Annotated in this window: 16 protein-coding genes; 13 read left to right on the top strand and 3 right to left on the bottom strand. The window is 33.4% G+C overall.

Features of this window, described 5'->3' with window-relative positions; genetic code table 11:
• The 9 genes from BUE22_RS23135 to BUE22_RS23095 all read left to right on the top strand — a co-directional run.
• A partial coding sequence (locus BUE22_RS23135; protein ID WP_073398324.1) for a bifunctional rhamnulose-1-phosphate aldolase/short-chain dehydrogenase occupies positions 1-1,725 on the top strand: 1,725 nt, incomplete at its 5' end.
• Positions 1,726-1,912: 187 nt separating this feature from the next.
• Complete coding sequence (locus BUE22_RS23130; protein WP_073398321.1) at positions 1,913-3,187, top strand: sugar isomerase; 1,275 nt, start codon at positions 1,913-1,915, stop codon at positions 3,185-3,187.
• Between the two features lie 94 nt (positions 3,188-3,281).
• Entirely contained in the window at positions 3,282-4,643 is a 1,362-nt protein-coding gene (locus BUE22_RS23125) for an FGGY-family carbohydrate kinase (RefSeq protein WP_073398320.1), read from the top strand.
• A 179-nt stretch (positions 4,644-4,822) separates the two neighbouring features.
• Complete coding sequence (locus BUE22_RS23120; protein ID WP_073398323.1) at positions 4,823-5,563, top strand: (Fe-S)-binding protein; 741 nt, start codon at positions 4,823-4,825, stop codon at positions 5,561-5,563.
• Positions 5,564-5,671: 108 nt separating this feature from the next.
• Entirely contained in the window at positions 5,672-7,075 is a 1,404-nt protein-coding gene (locus BUE22_RS23115; RefSeq protein ID WP_073398322.1) for a lactate utilization protein B, read from the top strand.
• A complete protein-coding gene (locus BUE22_RS23110; RefSeq protein ID WP_073398319.1) occupies positions 7,065-7,652 on the top strand; it encodes a LutC/YkgG family protein in 588 nt (195 codons plus the stop codon). Before BUE22_RS23115 ends, BUE22_RS23110 begins: the two co-directional genes overlap by 11 nt.
• A gap of 286 nt (positions 7,653-7,938) precedes the next feature.
• Positions 7,939-8,838, top strand: coding sequence for a carbohydrate kinase family protein (locus tag BUE22_RS23105; RefSeq protein WP_073398318.1), 900 nt, complete (start codon positions 7,939-7,941; stop codon positions 8,836-8,838).
• A 431-nt stretch (positions 8,839-9,269) separates the two neighbouring features.
• Positions 9,270-9,671, top strand: coding sequence for a hypothetical protein (locus BUE22_RS23100; RefSeq protein ID WP_073398317.1), 402 nt, complete (start codon positions 9,270-9,272; stop codon positions 9,669-9,671).
• 202 nt (positions 9,672-9,873) lie between these two features.
• Positions 9,874-10,260 (top strand): helix-turn-helix transcriptional regulator, encoded by a 387-nt coding sequence (locus BUE22_RS23095; RefSeq protein WP_073398316.1) that lies wholly within the window; start codon positions 9,874-9,876, stop codon positions 10,258-10,260.
• A gap of 103 nt (positions 10,261-10,363) precedes the next feature.
• Here the strand turns inward: BUE22_RS23095 and BUE22_RS23090 are convergent, their stop codons facing one another.
• Positions 10,364-10,696, bottom strand: coding sequence for a YegP family protein (locus BUE22_RS23090; RefSeq protein WP_073398315.1), 333 nt, complete (start codon positions 10,694-10,696; stop codon positions 10,364-10,366).
• Positions 10,697-10,845: 149 nt separating this feature from the next.
• Entirely contained in the window at positions 10,846-11,823 is a 978-nt protein-coding gene (locus BUE22_RS23085; protein ID WP_073398314.1) for a helix-turn-helix domain-containing protein, read from the bottom strand.
• 413 nt (positions 11,824-12,236) lie between these two features.
• Here BUE22_RS23085 and BUE22_RS23080 point away from each other — a divergent pair, with 413 nt between their 5' ends.
• Positions 12,237-13,058 (top strand): hypothetical protein, encoded by an 822-nt coding sequence (locus BUE22_RS23080; RefSeq protein ID WP_124020538.1) that lies wholly within the window; start codon positions 12,237-12,239, stop codon positions 13,056-13,058.
• Positions 13,059-13,523: 465 nt separating this feature from the next.
• Here BUE22_RS23080 and BUE22_RS23075 read toward each other — a convergent pair whose 3' ends face one another.
• On the bottom strand, positions 13,524-14,351 hold the full coding sequence (locus BUE22_RS23075; RefSeq protein ID WP_073398312.1) for an AraC family transcriptional regulator: 828 nt from the start codon (positions 14,349-14,351) through the stop codon (positions 13,524-13,526).
• Between the two features lie 571 nt (positions 14,352-14,922).
• On the opposite strand from BUE22_RS23075, the gene BUE22_RS23070 reads away from it, so the two are divergent.
• The 3 genes from BUE22_RS23070 (at position 14,923) to BUE22_RS23060 (ending at position 17,295) form a co-directional block, all read left to right on the top strand.
• Positions 14,923-15,390: a copper resistance protein NlpE N-terminal domain-containing protein gene (locus BUE22_RS23070; RefSeq protein WP_073398311.1), complete on the top strand. Its 468-nt coding sequence runs from the start codon at positions 14,923-14,925 to the stop codon at positions 15,388-15,390.
• Between the two features lie 197 nt (positions 15,391-15,587).
• On the top strand, positions 15,588-16,712 hold the full coding sequence (locus BUE22_RS23065; protein ID WP_073398310.1) for an XdhC family protein: 1,125 nt from the start codon (positions 15,588-15,590) through the stop codon (positions 16,710-16,712).
• Positions 16,702-17,295 (top strand): nucleotidyltransferase family protein, encoded by a 594-nt coding sequence (locus BUE22_RS23060; protein WP_073398309.1) that lies wholly within the window; start codon positions 16,702-16,704, stop codon positions 17,293-17,295. Before BUE22_RS23065 ends, BUE22_RS23060 begins: the two co-directional genes overlap by 11 nt.
• Positions 17,296-17,401: the final 106 nt, after the last annotated feature.

The following is a 17,401-nucleotide window of genomic DNA, read 5'->3' as shown; positions in this document are numbered from 1 at the left end:
TTACCCTTCAAACATATCGACCATTTGCATCCCGATGCAGCTATTGCCATCGCGGCGGCCAAAGACGGCGCAAAAATCACCGAAGAATTATTCGATGGAGAAATTGGCTGGGTAGGCTGGCAGCGTCCGGGTTTTGATTTGGGACTTCAATTAAGAAGCTGTCTTGAAGAAGCAGAAAAAAAAGGAAAAAAATTAAGAGGAATCATGCTGGGTTCTCACGGACTTTTTACGTGGGGCGAAACTTCATACGAAAGTTACATCAACACGCTTGAAGTAATCGAGAAATGCGCAACTTATTTAGAAAATAACTACGGAAAAAAACGTCCTGTTTTTGGAGGACAAAAAATACAAAGTTTACCGGAAAACGAACGTAAACTAAAAGCGGCAAAAGCAGCCCCAATTTTAAGAGGATTCTGCTCGTCAGAACGTCAAATGATTGGACATTATACGGATGATGCAAGAGTTTTGGAATTCATCAATTCTAATGATTTGGAGAAATTAGCTCCGCTTGGAACTTCTTGTCCGGACCACTTTTTAAGAACCAAAATCAGTCCGCTTGTTTTGGAACTCGATCCAAACGAAGATTTATCAGATGTAAATGCCATCAAAGCAAAATTACAGCCTGCTTTTGAAGCGTACAGAGCAATGTACAAGGATTATTACAATGCCTGCAAAAAGTCAAATTCACCAGCAATGCGTGACCCAAATCCTGTGGTTATTTTATATCCGGGAGTTGGAATGTTCACTTTTGCCAAAGATAAAACGATGGCACGTTTGGCATCAGAATATTATGTGAACGCGGTAAACGTCATGAAAGGCGCAGAAGCCGTTTCAGAATATACTTCACTTCCGCATCAGGAAGCTTTTGATATTGAATATTGGTTATTGGAAGAAGCAAAATTGCAAAGAATGCCAAAACCAAAAGCACTTTCAGGAAGAGTTGCCCTTATTACCGGATCAGCCGGAGGAATAGGAAAAGCAATTGCGAAGAAATTTGCTCAGGAAGGTGCGTGCGTGATCATCAATGATATCAACGAAGAAAGACTTGATGAAGCAACAAAAGATTTTATAAAAACCTTCGGAAAAGATGCTGTTTCAAGCACACTTTTAGACGTTACAAACGAAAGCAGTACAGAAAAAGCACTCGACGAAGCCTGTCTTGCTTTTGGTGGAGTTGATATTGTGGTAAATAACGCCGGTATCAGCATCTCAAAATCTATCGCAGAACACACCCTTGAAGAATGGGACAGATTGTATGACATTTTGGTAAAAGGACAATTTATAGTTTCAAAAGCCGGAATCGAAGTAATGCGTAAACAAGGATTTGGCGGAGATATTGTAAACATTGTTTCCAAAAATGCTGTTGTGGCAGGCCCAAATAATCCGGGTTACGGATCAGCGAAAGCAGCCCAGGCACACTTAACGCGTCTTATGGCAGCGGAATTGGGAGCAGATAAAATCCGTGTCAATACGGTAAATCCGGATGCCGTAATTTCAGACTCAAACATTTGGTCTGGAGGCTGGGCAGAAGGAAGAGCCAAAGCGTATGGTATTACGGTAGAAGAATTACCGGCTTACTATGCCAAACGCACCTTATTAAACGAAATCATATTGCCTGATGATATTGCCAATGCGTGTTTTGCTTTTGTTGGCGGTTTACTGGATAAATCGACAGGAAACGCACTAAACGTAGACGGCGGAGTATCAATGGGTTTTTATAGATAAAAATAGTTTTTTTTAAGTTTGTTTAAGCAAAAGTGGTTTTTTGTGATCTAGCGTTCGATAATTTCGAACGTTAGGTTTTTAAAATGTAAAAGAATTTTAAACAAACAAATTAGCTTCAAAATAGTATAGTAAAACAGGAATTCAATTTATATATTTAGCAATTGTAATTCCATTAAAAAGAAAAAATATGTTAATTGGATCAAACAAAATAGACTCTCATAATGATGAGTTACTAAAAAAACATCAAAATAAATTTGCATTTACAACTTCAGAAATTGGTGATGCAGAAGCGATTATTAAAAAATTAATCGAATTCCAAATTGCAATTCCATCTTGGGCATTGGGAACCGGAGGAACAAGATTCGGGCGTTTTGCCGGAGGAGGAGAACCACGTTCGATCGAAGAAAAAATTGAAGATGTTGGTTTGCTTCATGCTTTAAACAAAGCTTCAGGAGCGATTTCTTTGCATATTCCGTGGGATATTCCACAGGATTATAAAGCAATAAAAACTTTGGCCGGACAACACAATTTAAAGTTTGACGCCATGAACTCGAATACTTTTCAGGATCAGGCCAATCAGGAACATACTTATAAATTTGGTTCTTTGCAAAACGTAAACAAAGCAGTTCGTAAACAAGCAATCGCTCACAATATTGAAGTTATCAAACACGGAATCGAATTAGGATCAGAATCGTTAACGGTTTGGTTGGCAGATGGATCTTCTTTTCCGGGACAATTAAACTTCCGTAAAGCATATCAAAATACATTGGAAAGTTTAGAAGAAATCTATGATGCATTGCCTTCCAACTGGAAATTATTTTTAGAATATAAATGTGCTGAGCCTAATTTTTATTCAACGACAGTGGCCGATTGGGGACAGTCATATTCGTATGTTAAAAAATTAGGCGATAAGGCGCAGACATTAGTCGATTTAGGACATCATTTGCCAAACGCCAATATCGAGCAAATTGTTTCTTTATTATTAATGGAAAACAAATTAGGCGGTTTCCACTTTAACGATTCAAAATATGGCGACGACGATTTAACAGCGGGAGCTTTAAAACCTTACCAATTATTCTTGATTTTCAATGAATTAGTTGAAGGAATGGATGCCAGAGGAATGAATCACGCCAAAGATTTAGGCTGGATGATCGATGCTTCTCACAACATAAAAGATCCTTTAGAAGATTTATTGCAATCTGTAGAAGCGATTATGATTGCTTATGCTCAGGCACTTTTGGTAGACAGAAAAGCATTAGAAATTGCTCAGGATGAGAACGATGTGGCAAAAGCGCAGGAAATTCTGCAAAACGCTTTCCGTACCGATGTTCGTGCTTTGGTTGCCGAGGCTCGTTTGCGTTCGGGAGCGGCATTAAATCCGGTTGAATTGTATCGCAGTCTTGCCGTTAGACAAAATCTAATTGGAGAAAGAGGATTAAAAACGATGGCAACAGGATTATAATTATAAGTTATGAATTATGAGTTATTCGTTAACAAGGACGAAAATCATAATTCTTTAACTCACAATTTATAATTCATAACTCAAAATTAAAATAATGAATGTAGTTGCAATTTTTGATATTGGTAAAACCAACAAAAAGGTATTTTTATTTAATGAAAATTATAAAATTGTCTGGGAAAAATCAGTAAATCTCGAGGAAACAGTTGATGAAGATGGTTTTCCCTGCGAAGATATTGAGGTTCTAAAAAACTGGATTCTCGATCGATTATCAGAAATTAAAGAACTCAGTAATTACACTCTTAAAGCAATAAATTTTAGCACTTACGGAGCCAGTTTTGTTTATATTGATGACAAAGGCGAAGTTTTAACGCCTTTATACAATTATCTAAAAGATTATCCAAAAGAGCTAAAAAATAATTTTTATACTAAATATAGAGGAGAAGAAGTTTTTGCTGTAAAAACAGCTTCTCCTGTTTTAGGAAGTTTGAATTCCGGAATGCAGATTTACAGATTAAAAGAAGAAAATCCGGAGTTGTTTGAAAAAGTACAATATTGTTTACATCTTCCGCAATATTTGAGTTTTCTGTTAACCGGAGAAGCTTACACCGATATTACAAGCATTGGATGCCATACTAATCTTTGGAATTTTAAAAAGATGAAGTATCACAAATGGCTTAAAAATGAAGGTATTAAAGAGAAACTTCCGCCAATTCATCCGGGAAAAGACATTATTAAAAAAGCAAATGGTATCGCTGTCGGGATTGGTTTGCATGACAGTTCATCGGCGATAATTCCGTATACGATTAACTTTACAGAACCTTTTGTTTTATTATCAACGGGTACGTGGAGTATTTCATTGAATCCGTTTAATAATAGACCTTTAACGTTTGAAGAACTTCAAAATGATTGTTTGTGTTACATGCAATACACCGAAAAACCGGTAAAAGCAGCGCGACTTTTTTCGGGTAACGAACATGAAATTCAGGCCAAAAGATTAGCAGAACATTTTAATGTGCCTTTTGATTCTTTCAAGGATATTTATTTTGATAAAAAGATCGTTTCGAATTTAAGAGCCTTAAATTTTCAAATCGTTTATCCCAAGAAATATGATTTTGATATTCTAAAAGAATGTCCGTTTCAAAAAAGAGATTTAAATACCTTTAAAAATTACGATATTGCATATCATCAATTAATGCTTGATTTGGTCGAACAACAGTTTTTTTCAACTAATTTAGTCATTCGTAATAGTCCTGTAAAAAAGATTTTTGTAGACGGAGGTTTCAGTAAAAATTCCATTTTCATGAATTTGCTTGCAGAAGCTTTTCCGGATGTAGAAGTTTATGCAGCATCAATGGCGCAGGCAAGTGCTTTGGGTGCGGCATTGGCAATTCATCAAAACTGGAATCCAAAACCAATTCAAAATGATTTGATTGATTTGAAGTTTTATAAGCATTGATATATTATATTGCCACAGATTAAACGATTAAAAAGATTTTGTTTCACGCAGATCTGGCAGATTTTAGCAGATTTAATTTGGATAATCATCTGCACATATCTGCTTAAATCTTTTTAAAATCTGCGTGAAAAAATATTTACACACATAGCTTATGTGTTTAAAAAATAATGAAAAAGAATATGAAAATCGGATTATTTATACCGTGTTATGTCGATCAGTTTTACCCAAAAGTAGGTATTGCGACCTATGAACTTTTGCAGAAATTAGGCTGTGAAGTTCATTTTCCGATGGGGCAAACCTGTTGCGGACAGCCAATGGCAAACAGCGGATATCAATATTTAACCAAAGGCTGTGATGCCAATTTTATAGCCAATTTTGCCGGATTTGATTATATCGTTTGTCCGTCTGGAAGTTGTGTTTTGCATGTAAAAGACCATTTACACGATGATAAACAAGAAGAATTAGCGGCAGAAATGCGTAAAAAAGTTTTCGAATTAACGGAATTTATTACCGATATTTTGAAAGTAGATCATATCAACGGAAATTTCCCATTTAGAGTAGGAATGCATGCAAGCTGTCACGGTCAGCGTGGGTTAAAGCTTTCGCAGATGACGGAATTAAACGCGCCATTTTTCTCTAAACCCGAACAATTATTAAGCAAAATCAACGGACTAGATTTGGTTTCTCTTTCAAGAAAAGATGAATGTTGTGGTTTTGGCGGAACATTTTGTGTGACCGAAGAAGCTGTTTCTGTAAAAATGGGTCAAGACCGAATCAAAGATCATGAAAATCATCACGTAGATTATATCACAGGTGGAGACATGTCATGCTTAATGCATTTAGAAGGAATCCTGAAAAGGCAAAAAAGCAGCATCAAAACCATTCATATTGCCGAAATATTAAATTCGTTCGAAAACTAAGTGATTTTAAAATTAAGCTTAATTTTCTTTTTACCATTAAGATATTAAGTTCATAAAGCTAGGCTTAAATTACTTAATGTCTTAATGGTAAAAAAACAAAAGAAAAAGATGTCATCAAAAAAAATAATTGAACATAGTGAAGCCGCAACACGTTTTAACAAAGATGTAGAACGCGTAAACTGGCATGATGAAACACTTTGGTTTGTTCGTGAAAAACGCGACAGAGCCGCGCATAATATTCCCGATTGGGAATTGCTTCGTGAAACGGCTTCACAAATAAAAAACAATGTACTCTCTAATATTCATGATTATTTAGTTGAATTTGAGGCGAATGCTCAAAAAAACGGAATCATTGTGCATTGGGCTGCTGATGCCAAAGAACATAATGAAATCGTGCATTCGATCATGGCAAAACATGATGTAAAGCAAATGGTGAAGTCAAAATCAATGCTTACAGAAGAATGTCATTTGAATGATTATTTAGCCGAAAAAGGTATCGAAGTAATCGATTCTGATTTAGGAGAATTTATTGTTCAGCTTCGAAAAGAACCGCCAAGTCATATCGTTTTGCCTGCCATTCATCTTAAAAAAGAAGATGTAAGCGAAACTTTTCATGAACATTTAGGTACCGAAAAAGGAAATTTTGACCCTCAATATTTAACAGAATCGGCTCGTTTAACGTTAAGAAATACCTTCTTAACCAGAAAAGTAGCTTTAACCGGAGTCAATTTTGCGATTGCAGAAACCGGCGAATTTGTAGTTTGTACCAATGAAGGAAACGCCGATATGGGTGCACATTTAGCCGATGTTCATATTGCCTGTATGGGATTTGAAAAATTGATTCCGCAGCGAAAACATTTGGGTGTTTTCCTGAGATTATTGGCAAGAAGCGCAACCGGACAGCCAATTACGACTTTTTCAAGTCATTTTAAGAAACCTAGAGACGGAAAAGAAATTCATATTGTAATTGTTGACAACGGAAGAAGTACACAATTAGGCAGGGAAGATTTTAAAAACTCATTAAAATGTATTCGTTGTGGCGCGTGTATGAACACTTGCCCGGTTTACAGACGAAGCGGAGGACACAGTTATCACAATGCCGTTGCGGGACCAATTGGCGCTATTTTGGCACCCAATCTCGACATGAGCAAAAATGCAGATTTACCTTTTGCAAGTACGCTTTGTGGTTCGTGTACCAATGTTTGCCCGGTAAAAATTGACATTCACGATCAATTGTACAAATGGCGTCAGGTTTTGGTAAAAGAAGGGCATACCCCGGCAGCAAAAACCGTAGCAATGAAAACAATGGCAACCGTTTTGGCAAACCCGATGATTTTTAATATCGCAGGAAAATCAGGGCGATTTGTAATGAAAAATATTCCCGCTTTGGTGAATAATAAAATGAATAAATGGTACGATCAGCGCGAAATGCCGAGCGTTCCTGAGGAATCTTTTAGAGAATGGTACAAGAAAAATTCGAGAGAAGCTAAAGCGAAAAAAGATGAGCAGTAAAGACCAGATTTTACAAAAAATAAAAAATAGCCAACCGAATATAGTTGCTGATTTGCCTGATTTAAATATTTTAGGTTCTGATCAATTTGAGGTTTTGGATACCTATAAAACCGTGCTTAAAAACATAGGTGGTGATTTTGTTGAAGTTGCCAATTACGATGAAATATCAGCTTATTTAAAGCAAAATTATGCACTCGAAAGACGAATTATAACCACAGTTCCTGAGCTTTCTGAAGTGGCGGTTTTAGATTGGAAAAACGAAGATCCGCATTTGTTGCAAAACGTTGAATTAACGATTATTAAAGCACATTTTGGCGTTGCCGAAAATAGCGCACTTTGGGTTACAGATGATATTTTGGGTCAGCGTGTGGCACCTTTTATTACACAATATCTGGCGATTATCGTAAACAAAAGCGACATTATCCCAACAATGCATCAGGCGTATGAAAGAATTGGAAACCAGGAGTATGGTTTCGGAACTTTTATTGCCGGACCTTCAAAAACAGCAGATATTGAACAATCATTAGTTTTAGGAGCGCATGGGGCGAGGGGATTGATTGTTTTTTTATTGGAGTAAAATTAAAATCCATTAGCACAAAAAAAATCAATATTTTATTTCAAATGCTCCAGAGGAGCATAATATTTATAGCTAAACAATTATATACCATTCGTACAGCTCCATCGGAGCGAGATATCTCGCTCCGATGGAGCTTTTTAAATAACAGACCTTTATGTTTCTATAAATATAACGTCACGCTGTGACTTATTTTTGTTTGTATATTCCTCGTTTCTATAGCTCATCAAAAAATAAAAGTTTAACTTTATAATATTGAACCTGCATATAAATATTAAAAAAGTTAAGAATGAATAACGATATAAGCCTTAAAGCAGTAGCATACGGAGAAGTACTTTGGGATGTTTTTGAAGATAAGAAAAAGATAGGCGGAGCTCCGCTTAATGTAGCTTTGCGAATGAAAACATTAGGCTGTGAAGTCGCAATGATAAGCTGTGTTGGAAATGATGAAGACGGAAAAGCAATTCTAAACCACGTAAAACAATTAGGCCTTCAAACGGATGCCATTATGCAATCTGAAACTTTTCCGACAGGATTGGTAAAGGTAACTTTAGACGAAAGGGGTTCTGCGACTTACGAAATTAATTATCCATCGGCGTGGGATAAAATTGTACTGAATAATCAAGCGGAAACTCTGGTTATTAATGCCGATGTTTTAATTTATGGAAGTTTGGTTTGCCGTGATAAAGTTTCGAGGGATTCGCTGGAAGATTTGCTTCAAATAAACATTTATAAAGTATTTGACATTAATTTAAGGAAACCTCATTATACGTACGAAGTGCTTGAAAGATTAATGCTTTCGGCAGATTTTATTAAGTTTAATGACGAAGAAATCCTCGAAATTGCCAAGGCTTTACAATCACCTTTTGAAAGCCTTGAAGAAAACATACATTTTATTGCAGAACTTACCCACACAAAAGCAATTTGCGTAACAAGAGGCAAACATGGCGCTTTATTGTTTTGGAAAGGACAACTTTATGAAAATGAAGGTTATCCTGTAAAAGTTGCCGATACAGTTGGGGCAGGCGATTCGTTTTTGGCTTCGTTAATAACTTATTTACTTACCGATAAGAATCCGCAGACTTCGATTGATTTTGCTTGTGCCATTGGTGCTTTGGTTGCAGAATCTGCGGGAGCAAATCCTGAAATATCGTTTTCACGAATTGAGAATATGATTGGTAAAAAATAAATTTTATTAGATGATAAAAATTTATGAAACAAATGATTTTTAGGTGTATGCATTAAAAAAAAAAATAAAAAAGAATAATTTTGATAAAAAAAGGCCGTTTCTAATATAAAGAAACGGCCTTTTTTTTGGGTAATAATTTTTGAATTTTACAATTCAATTTTAGGATAAAATACTATATCAGTAAAATCTCAATCTAACTATATTAAAAATCAGTAAAAAGTGATATTAAGATTGAATTACAACGTATAGTTATATTCTATGATACTTTTTGTAAGAATAAAAAAGCAGAATATACGTAATATTGTGATTCGGAATGTTTCGTAACATTTTTAGCGTTTTTATACCTATTTTCAAGTATAAAAATGGTTTTTCACTACTGTATTTAAGATTTCGTTATTGAATACTTATTATTTTAAAACAACACAATTACTATGTTTATTACTCTCACACATGATCAAGTCCGTTTTTATTACGGATCGGAGCACTGGCAGTACAATTTTGATGAAATTGTCGAGCTTGGATTGCTCAAAAAAAAGAAATCCTATTTTCTTGAAAACATTGTTTTTTTAATAGTAACCGCTTTTGCCTATTATTTTATTATTTTTTCGAATTTTGCCGAACTCTACTACATTATTCCAACTTTGCTCTGTTACACTATTTTAATCATTTTAAGATTTCCTAAAAATATCGAATTTGATTATTATGTTATCGTAAAAGACATTTATCAGAAAGAAACTAAAATTAAAATAAAAGCATTAGACCGAACAAAAATAGGAAAACAAATTGACCAATACCTTAGTCTGAAATTTGATCAGATTTTGCAGGAAGCATAAAACCAAGATAATAAAATGGATCAATCATTATTCGGAATTTCATCTTTCGATTGGGCATTTATGGCTGTTGCAATAGTATACGGTTTCATAATTACCATAAAAAAAAAATAACATATCAATAGTGCTTCATTGACCTACATTTGGAAGCAAATTCAGATTATGCATTGCAGTTATAGCTATACCATCCCCCCAAATAAAGTTTATGGCCACTTCAATAAAAAACAAAATAAAAAGTATTAGAGAGTTAAAAAATTACACTCAGGAATATATGGCAGATCAACTAGGTGTCACCCAGGCGGGTTATAGTAAAATTGAAAAAGGAAAAACGGTTCTTTCCTATATTAAATTGGTTGAAATTGCCCGTATTTTAGATGTTAGTGTAGAAGATATCATTAGTTTCGACAGTCAGAGGTACTTTAATAATTTTAATAATGTAAAAGGAAATAACAACGGTAGTATCCTCATTAATCAGGATAACAACGAAACCCTGAAAACGCTTTACGAAGATAAAATAAAGCTTCTCGAAAAACTTCTAAAAAAAACAGAAGAAGAATTGTATCGGTACAAAAAAAAATTCGGACCTATATAAAACCAACTATTTATTATAAATTATTTTAAACACGAATTTCACAGATTTGCACTAATTTCTGTGTTAGTTTTGTGAAATTCGTGTTTATTTAAATATTTTAGAATTATGCTGTTTGATCGTCTGTAACAGCGTCAGGAGCATTTGTTTTTACAGACGCGATTCCGTTATCTCTGGCAGATGTACTTTCATACATTTCACTTGCGCCAATAATCTGACCGTTTGACGCCTTTAAGTTAAAATAAGGTTTTCCATTACTTGATTCTTTTTTGTCGAATCTGGAATCATCCTGCGAATTTGTTTTTACAGATTCAATTCCGTTATTGCACGCTGCTTTTGTGCTGTAACCTTCGCTGGTTAAAATAGTCTGGCCATTTCCCGCTTTTAAATTGAATTGAAATTCTCCGTTGGCTCTTTTTGTAATCACAAATTTTCCCATAATTATTGGTTTAAGTTAGGTAACATTTTTATTTTGCCTGATAAAAATACAAAACTTCATCATATAAATTATATTGCTGAAAAAAATAATTATTTAATAATATTCAGTGTATTAAATCTGCAAAATCAAAGCTGAAAACTTGAAAACAGCTATAATTGTTTGATAAATTGTTTTGGTAAAATGCCAAAATGTTTTTTGAATGTAGAAGCAAAATGAGAACTATTGGTAAAATGAAGCCTGTCTGAAATTTCAGATACAGTTAATTCATTTTCTTCAAGAAGTTCTTTGGCTCTTATTAATTTATTATGCATGAAATAATTATTAACTGTTGTCCCTGTTATTTTTTTAAATAAATGCTGAAACTTAGATTCAGACATATTAGCAATGTTCGATATGCTTTTTATACTCGGAAAATGTTCTTCAATATTATTAATTAGAAAAAGTTTAGCAGCTACAATATTTGCAAAATCAGAATCATCAGTTTCTATGATAGTTCTTTTCGTGCTTACCTTTTTTAAATAATTAGAGAATAATAATTCCACAGCTGCCTTAAGGTACAGTTCGAATACTAAACCGCCAACTTTTAATTTACGCAGATCATTTATTTCCTGAATACTTTCATTACTCATTCTGTCAAGCCTGATAATTAGATTTTCCGGTGGATTGAGCATTTTGTCGAGGTCAGAAAACCAACAACGGTTGTTTTTTGCAAATGACTGCATTACACTTTTTTTAATGAATAGGGCCAAAGCCAATGTTTTGGTTCCAGCTTTTATATAATAAGTTGATTCTACTTTGCTATCAACAATTAAAAAATTATAGCGCCATCGGCCAATATCAAAAGAAAAGTCGTTGCTTAAATATTTTGAATATTGGTCGCTCAAAATATAATAAACAGCTATATAATCATCAGTATTGTTTTTTTGAATCATTCTTATATCTACATGCGTAATGGTATTATGATAATATACCACAACTCCTTTTTGAATGTTCATAAAAAAGCGATCTCCTGTAGAAATAGATTCACAAGAAATGATGTTGTTTTTTTCAATTTTGCCATCAAGCTGCTCGGCTAATGATGCTGTCCAATTTAAGTCTGCACTGTAAGATAAGCTAATCGTTTTCATTAGGAGTAATTATTTAAACTATTGTTTAGTCAAATAGGCTATTATTTACAAATAAACACATTCATAAATGTAAGTTTAATTTTACTTTTAAATAGCATTATTTTAAGCATAAATTTATTTTTTATCTAATTACTTGTGAATGTGATGATAATGATTTGGTTAAATAGCTAGTGTTTTTAGCAACAAAATTTAAATAAAAATTAAGTTGTTGTTTTTACGGCTTTTATTCAATGATTAAAAAAATATTTTTTCGGCTATTTGTAAAATAATAATAATCTTACAAAATAAAATTAAATAAGTCGATTGATCGGGGAACTTTAGTTCTGTCAGGATAACCCGAATTTATAGATATTCTGTAAAAGTTATTATTTGTGATGAAGAGAATAAATGCACACTAATAAATACTAAATACAATGATTAAAAACTATTTTTTTGCAGCCATGTGGCTATTTTCAGGTTCAATGTTTGCCCAAATGGGTATTAGTACAAGAACGCCTAAAGCAACATTAGATATTACAGCTATAAAGCCAACAGGTACAGCTACTGAGCCTGATGGGTTATTAGTACCAAGAGTTGATAGAGAAAGAGCTCAATCTATGGTTGGAGTAAAAACTTCAACATTAATTTATGTAACGGATATATCAACGGGAACACAAGCAGATACAGCAAGGTTTATAGATGGAAACGGGTTTTATACTTATGATGAAATTTTGGCTGCGTGGGTTAAATTAAACCCAGCGGCTCCTCCAACTCCTGTAGTTCCTGAGCCTGTTGCTACTTCGTATGTATTAATGCATGATACTGAAAACCCTGGTCAAATACCTGGATATGGATGGAATGAGCCGCTTAACAGCCAAAAGCCTTCTATTTATAAAGATTTCACTATTCCTGTTGGTGCGTTGACTAAGAACAGCGGTTCCATAGAATTCAGTTTTCGTGTTTACAGAAGTCAGGGAGCCGGAGTCTGGGGAACTCGAATTATGTTGTCGGAAGATGGTGGCAAGACCTGGCCGGATTATTTTAACTGGGGAGGATCAGTAGGTGACATAATAGTATCTGGTCGTATATTTTTTAACGATGGGAAGCTTACCGTTTTAACTACTACAGGTTCTTCATGGAGTACCGGTACAGTAAGTAATGCTACTAAGGCTGTTACTTTTCGTTTAACTGCCAATACTACAGATTTAATAACAAGAATGACGGTAGATTATGCCCGATTCATTTTAGTGAAATAATTACACTGTGATGTTCTAATACAAGTCTACAATTTAAAAATCCCAGTTTATAAAGAACTGGGATTTTTTTATAACTATTTAGGAGTGTTGCTAATCTGTTTTTGTTTCGAATTATCAAACTTTTAATAAGCATATAAAAATAGACAGTAAAATATTTTAGTAAAAAGTTACAGAAAGAATAATTTTAGAAATAGTTATTTTGTTTTCATTCCAAAAAAAGTCATCTGATTTTGAGATGGCTTTTGGGTTAAATATTACGTTTTTGTTTGCTGTTAGTTTTCGCTATCATTGGTTATTTTATTTTTTATGTTTCTGGGAAAATATTTCGTTGGACTTTTTCTAAAAAAGATAGTATACTGGGTTTTAAAGTAATTTAAGTTGTAGTAATTAAGTTCATACATTACCTCAGACAACAAACTATATTTACCGCTTTCAATCATTTTTTTGGCAAGTAAAAATTTTTCTTTAACGTATATTTTTTTTTGGAGTTGTTGCTAAATGTTTTTTAAACAGTATTTTATATTTCGTAACAGACATTCCTGCCATATTTGCCAAAAATAAAATAGAAGGAAACGGCTCGTGTAAATTCTTCAATATATAGTTTTTTGTTTTGAGGATCCTTTGGCTGTCGGTTTTACTAATTATAGTTTTTTCCTCTTCCAAATGTTCTTGTTTGTTTAAAAAATTAGCCAGTAATTTTAAAGAAATACCTTTTAAATAAGAATCAAACGAGAGTTCAAAAATAGATTTATTCATAATAGATCTTAAAGCAAGAATACTTTTGCTGTCTATTTGATTATAATAATAAACGAATTTTTGCGAGGTTATAATTTTCGATTTTGAAAGACGACCAATAGGTCTGTTCTTTAAAAAAAAATCCATTTTATTTTTATCAACCAAGAGCCGTAAAGCCAATATTCTTTTGCCAACAACAGGCTGAAAAGAACTATCGGTCTGATTATCTATTACAAGAACACCAGAGCCTTTATTGGAGCCTATTTTATAATTTGATTTATTAACCCTAATTGAGTTGGCTTCGTCACTTAAATCAAAGTGAAAAATATACAATTCATTATCGGATTTATATCTGTGTATTTTAAGTGGGATTTTTGTTGTAAAATCCATATAAATGGCAGATATGTAGCTTTTTACAGGAGTAAAATAATAGTGCCCGTGACCAATTGTCTCAGGAATAGAAATTATTTTATTATTGATGAGTTCTCCGTTTATATTACGTAAAAATAGATCCTGCGATTCTGGTGTCAGGCTATGAAAGTAAGAGATTTTTTTCATCGGTTTTGTATTGGTTAAACTAATTTGGGTTCACACAAGAATTAAGCATTCTGGGAACAGAGGTTTATTGGATATTTTTATAAACCAATATTTTGAATTTTATGTGATTTTGAATTAAAATTTTGTAATACAGATTCAAAAAAAATAAAAATATTTCTCAGGATTCTATCCCAAATTTAGTATTAAGATTATTGGAATTGAATTGGTAAAAGGCTTAAAAACAGTAAAAAAAAATGCTTGTATAAAGTCGCATTTTATCAAGTATCTCACGATGAATACAAGAAAGAAAAGAATAGAAAAGTACAGCAGTCAGGGGCTTGTCAAAGTCTTATAAGCCAGAAAGAAAAAATCTACATTGAGTAATTATTTTACAAATACTAAACATTAAAGGATAAAAGACAAAATTGGGCTTTAATTTATGTTTTTTATTAATGTAATAAAACGTGGCTTTTTTAGAATTTATCGTAAATTTTAAAATAGATTTAGTAGAATTATATTTTTTTAAACCATAAAGTTTTGTTAAATCAAATTTTAAATCTAAGAATATTCTTTCTTTTGTTTAAAAAAGGTCATGAAAAAATTATTATTGGTACTAGTTGTTACAGCGCAATTTTTTGCGTGTAATTCTAAAAAAAGTGAAAAAGTTGTAGAGACGGAAGATGTTGAAATGAACAGCAATGTTTCGGACCAGGCTACAATTTATAAAGGCGTAATTCCTTGTGCAGATTGTGAAGGGATCGAAACAGTTTTGAAAATTTATGAAGGAGATGGAACGATAGAAAGTCATAAATTTGAATTATCAAGTACTTACCAAGGAAAAGTACCCAAAAAAGAATTTACAGAAAAAGGTAATTTTAATCTCGAAAGAGGTTTGGAAGATGATGCAGATGGAACAATTTATGTACTAAATTGGGATAAACCCCAAGCACAACAGATTTATTACGGCAGTTATAGTAATAATCGTGAAAAGATTTATTTATTGGATAATCGAAAAATAATTAAATCAGACCTCAATTATTCACTGACGATTATTCATTAACAAAATAATTATTAGCAAAGAAGTAAAAGAGTTAAAATGTTCGCCTGGACATTTTAACTCTTTTTTGTTTCGTTTATTTGGTAAATATCACTTTTGATCTTGATTAGGATTGCGAGATTATTTCTTTAGAAAACTTTGCAGACTTTGTGGTAAAAATTATTTAAATCCCTTATTTTTGTTAGAAGGCATTTACCATTATGAAAGAAATTAGCGAAATTCTTAAAGCATATTCAGAGGCAAAAGCCACAGGAAAAAAGACTGCATTGGCCACAGTTGTTAAGGTAGAAGGTTCGTCGTACAGACAACCCGGTGCGCGCATGCTCGTTACCGAAGACGGTCTGCTAACAGGAGCCATAAGCGGTGGCTGTTTAGAAGGCGATGCGCTTCGAAAAGCATTGCTCTCAATTCATCAGCAGCAAAATAAATTAATAACATATAATACCACTAACGATGAAGATGCTGAAGTAGGACTACAATTAGGCTGCAACGGAATTGTTCATATTCTTTTTGAATATATAGACGAAACGTTAGAAAACAACCCAATCCGGCTTTTACAACAATTGCAGGCAGAAAGAAAACCTGCCATAATTAGCACTTTATTTTCATTGCAAAAACAGGCAAGACAAGACGGAACTATATTGTTTTACAGAGAAAATTCAGATCCTTTATGTTCTAATAACATAGCCTTTGAACTTCTTCCGGATGCAAAAAAGGTTTTAGAAGATAAGCTTACGATGCTAAAAAAACTAAATGAAAACAACAATACCGAAGCCTTAATCGAATACATAACGCCACCGGTTTCACTTATTATTGTTGGAGCCGGGAACGATGTGCAGCCACTTGTAAAAATGGTTGAAATAGCAGGCTGGGAAATTACAATAGCCGAAGGCCGCGCCACACATGCAACAAAAAAACGATTTCCGGAAGCAAAACAAATATTGGTTGGAAAACCGGAGCAGGTCTTTGAAAATATAAACATTGACCATCAAACTTATTTTGTATTAATTACACACAATTACAAATACGATTTAGCAATGCTAAAATTGCTTTTGCAAACCGATTGTAGATATATTGGAATTCTGGGACCGAAAACAAAATTAAACCGCATGCTCGATGATTTGTTGAGTGAAGGAATAAAAGTAACCGAAGAGCAATTAAATCGTATTTATGGACCAATCGGACTTGATATTGGCGCCGAAACTTCTGAAGAAATTGCCTTGTCGATTGTTGCCGAAATAAAAGCAATGATGAGTGGTAAAACCGGTACTTCCCTCAAATACAAAACCGGAAAAATTCATAACACAGCGCCTTATGTCGAATGATTTAAAAATGGGTATTATTATTCTGGCCGCAGGAAATTCTTCAAGATTAGGACATCCCAAACAATTATTGGAATATAAGAACTCAACGCTTTTAAAAAATACAATTACAGCAGCTTTATCGGTTCCTGATTCAATTATTATCGTGGTAACAGGATCAAATAACGAAATAATAGAAAAAAGCCTTAATAGTGATGAAATAAAAATTTGCTTTAACTCAGATTGGCAAGCTGGTATGTCAACTTCAATCGCCAAAGGACTTAAAGAACTATTGCTTTTATGTCCGGATTGTGAAAGCTGTATTTTTGCCGTTTGCGATCAGCCTTATTTAACAACTGCTATTTTTGAGGATTTAATTCATCATTATCAAAATAACGAAAAGGGAATTGCAGCATCAGCTTATTCTGAAACATTAGGAACTCCCGTTCTTTTTAATAAAAAATACTTCGATGAACTTTTAGAATTGAAAGGTCATGAAGGTGCAAAAAAAATAATCAACCGTTTTATTGATGATGTCGTTGCCGTTCCTTTCGAAAAAGGTAATGTCGATATCGATACAATAGAAGATTATGAGAAGCTTATTTGAAGATTTGCCGCTAAGTCGCTAAGGCGCGAAGTTTCTTGTTTTCAAAGTTTGTCATTTCGAGGCACGAGAAATCACAATACGGTCGTTGATTAATAGGTGAAAAAAA

This window comes from Flavobacterium pectinovorum (assembly GCF_900142715.1).
Lineage (GTDB): Bacteria > Bacteroidota > Bacteroidia > Flavobacteriales > Flavobacteriaceae > Flavobacterium > Flavobacterium pectinovorum.
The sequence above is the reverse complement of the archived record's forward strand: the minus strand, read 5'-3'. Positions and strand labels throughout refer to the sequence as shown.

Bases quoted from the DNA above. Each gene is read 5' to 3' on its own strand.
- BUE22_RS23130 (WP_073398321.1), top strand. From the start codon at position 1,913: ATGTTAATTGGATCAAACAAAATAGACTCTCATAATGATGAGTTACTA.
- BUE22_RS23125 (WP_073398320.1), top strand. From the start codon at position 3,282: ATGAATGTAGTTGCAATTTTTGATATTGGTAAAACCAACAAAAAGGTA.
- BUE22_RS23120 (WP_073398323.1), top strand. From the start codon at position 4,823: ATGAAAATCGGATTATTTATACCGTGTTATGTCGATCAGTTTTACCCA.
- BUE22_RS23115 (WP_073398322.1), top strand. From the start codon at position 5,672: ATGTCATCAAAAAAAATAATTGAACATAGTGAAGCCGCAACACGTTTT.
- BUE22_RS23110 (WP_073398319.1), top strand. From the start codon at position 7,065: ATGAGCAGTAAAGACCAGATTTTACAAAAAATAAAAAATAGCCAACCG.
- BUE22_RS23105 (WP_073398318.1), top strand. From the start codon at position 7,939: ATGAATAACGATATAAGCCTTAAAGCAGTAGCATACGGAGAAGTACTT.
- BUE22_RS23100 (WP_073398317.1), top strand. From the start codon at position 9,270: ATGTTTATTACTCTCACACATGATCAAGTCCGTTTTTATTACGGATCG.
- BUE22_RS23095 (WP_073398316.1), top strand. From the start codon at position 9,874: ATGGCCACTTCAATAAAAAACAAAATAAAAAGTATTAGAGAGTTAAAA.
- BUE22_RS23090 (WP_073398315.1), bottom strand. From the start codon at position 10,696: ATGGGAAAATTTGTGATTACAAAAAGAGCCAACGGAGAATTTCAATTC.
- BUE22_RS23085 (WP_073398314.1), bottom strand. From the start codon at position 11,823: ATGAAAACGATTAGCTTATCTTACAGTGCAGACTTAAATTGGACAGCA.
- BUE22_RS23080 (WP_124020538.1), top strand. From the start codon at position 12,237: ATGATTAAAAACTATTTTTTTGCAGCCATGTGGCTATTTTCAGGTTCA.
- BUE22_RS23075 (WP_073398312.1), bottom strand. From the start codon at position 14,351: ATGAAAAAAATCTCTTACTTTCATAGCCTGACACCAGAATCGCAGGAT.
- BUE22_RS23070 (WP_073398311.1), top strand. From the start codon at position 14,923: ATGAAAAAATTATTATTGGTACTAGTTGTTACAGCGCAATTTTTTGCG.
- BUE22_RS23065 (WP_073398310.1), top strand. From the start codon at position 15,588: ATGAAAGAAATTAGCGAAATTCTTAAAGCATATTCAGAGGCAAAAGCC.
- BUE22_RS23060 (WP_073398309.1), top strand. From the start codon at position 16,702: ATGTCGAATGATTTAAAAATGGGTATTATTATTCTGGCCGCAGGAAAT.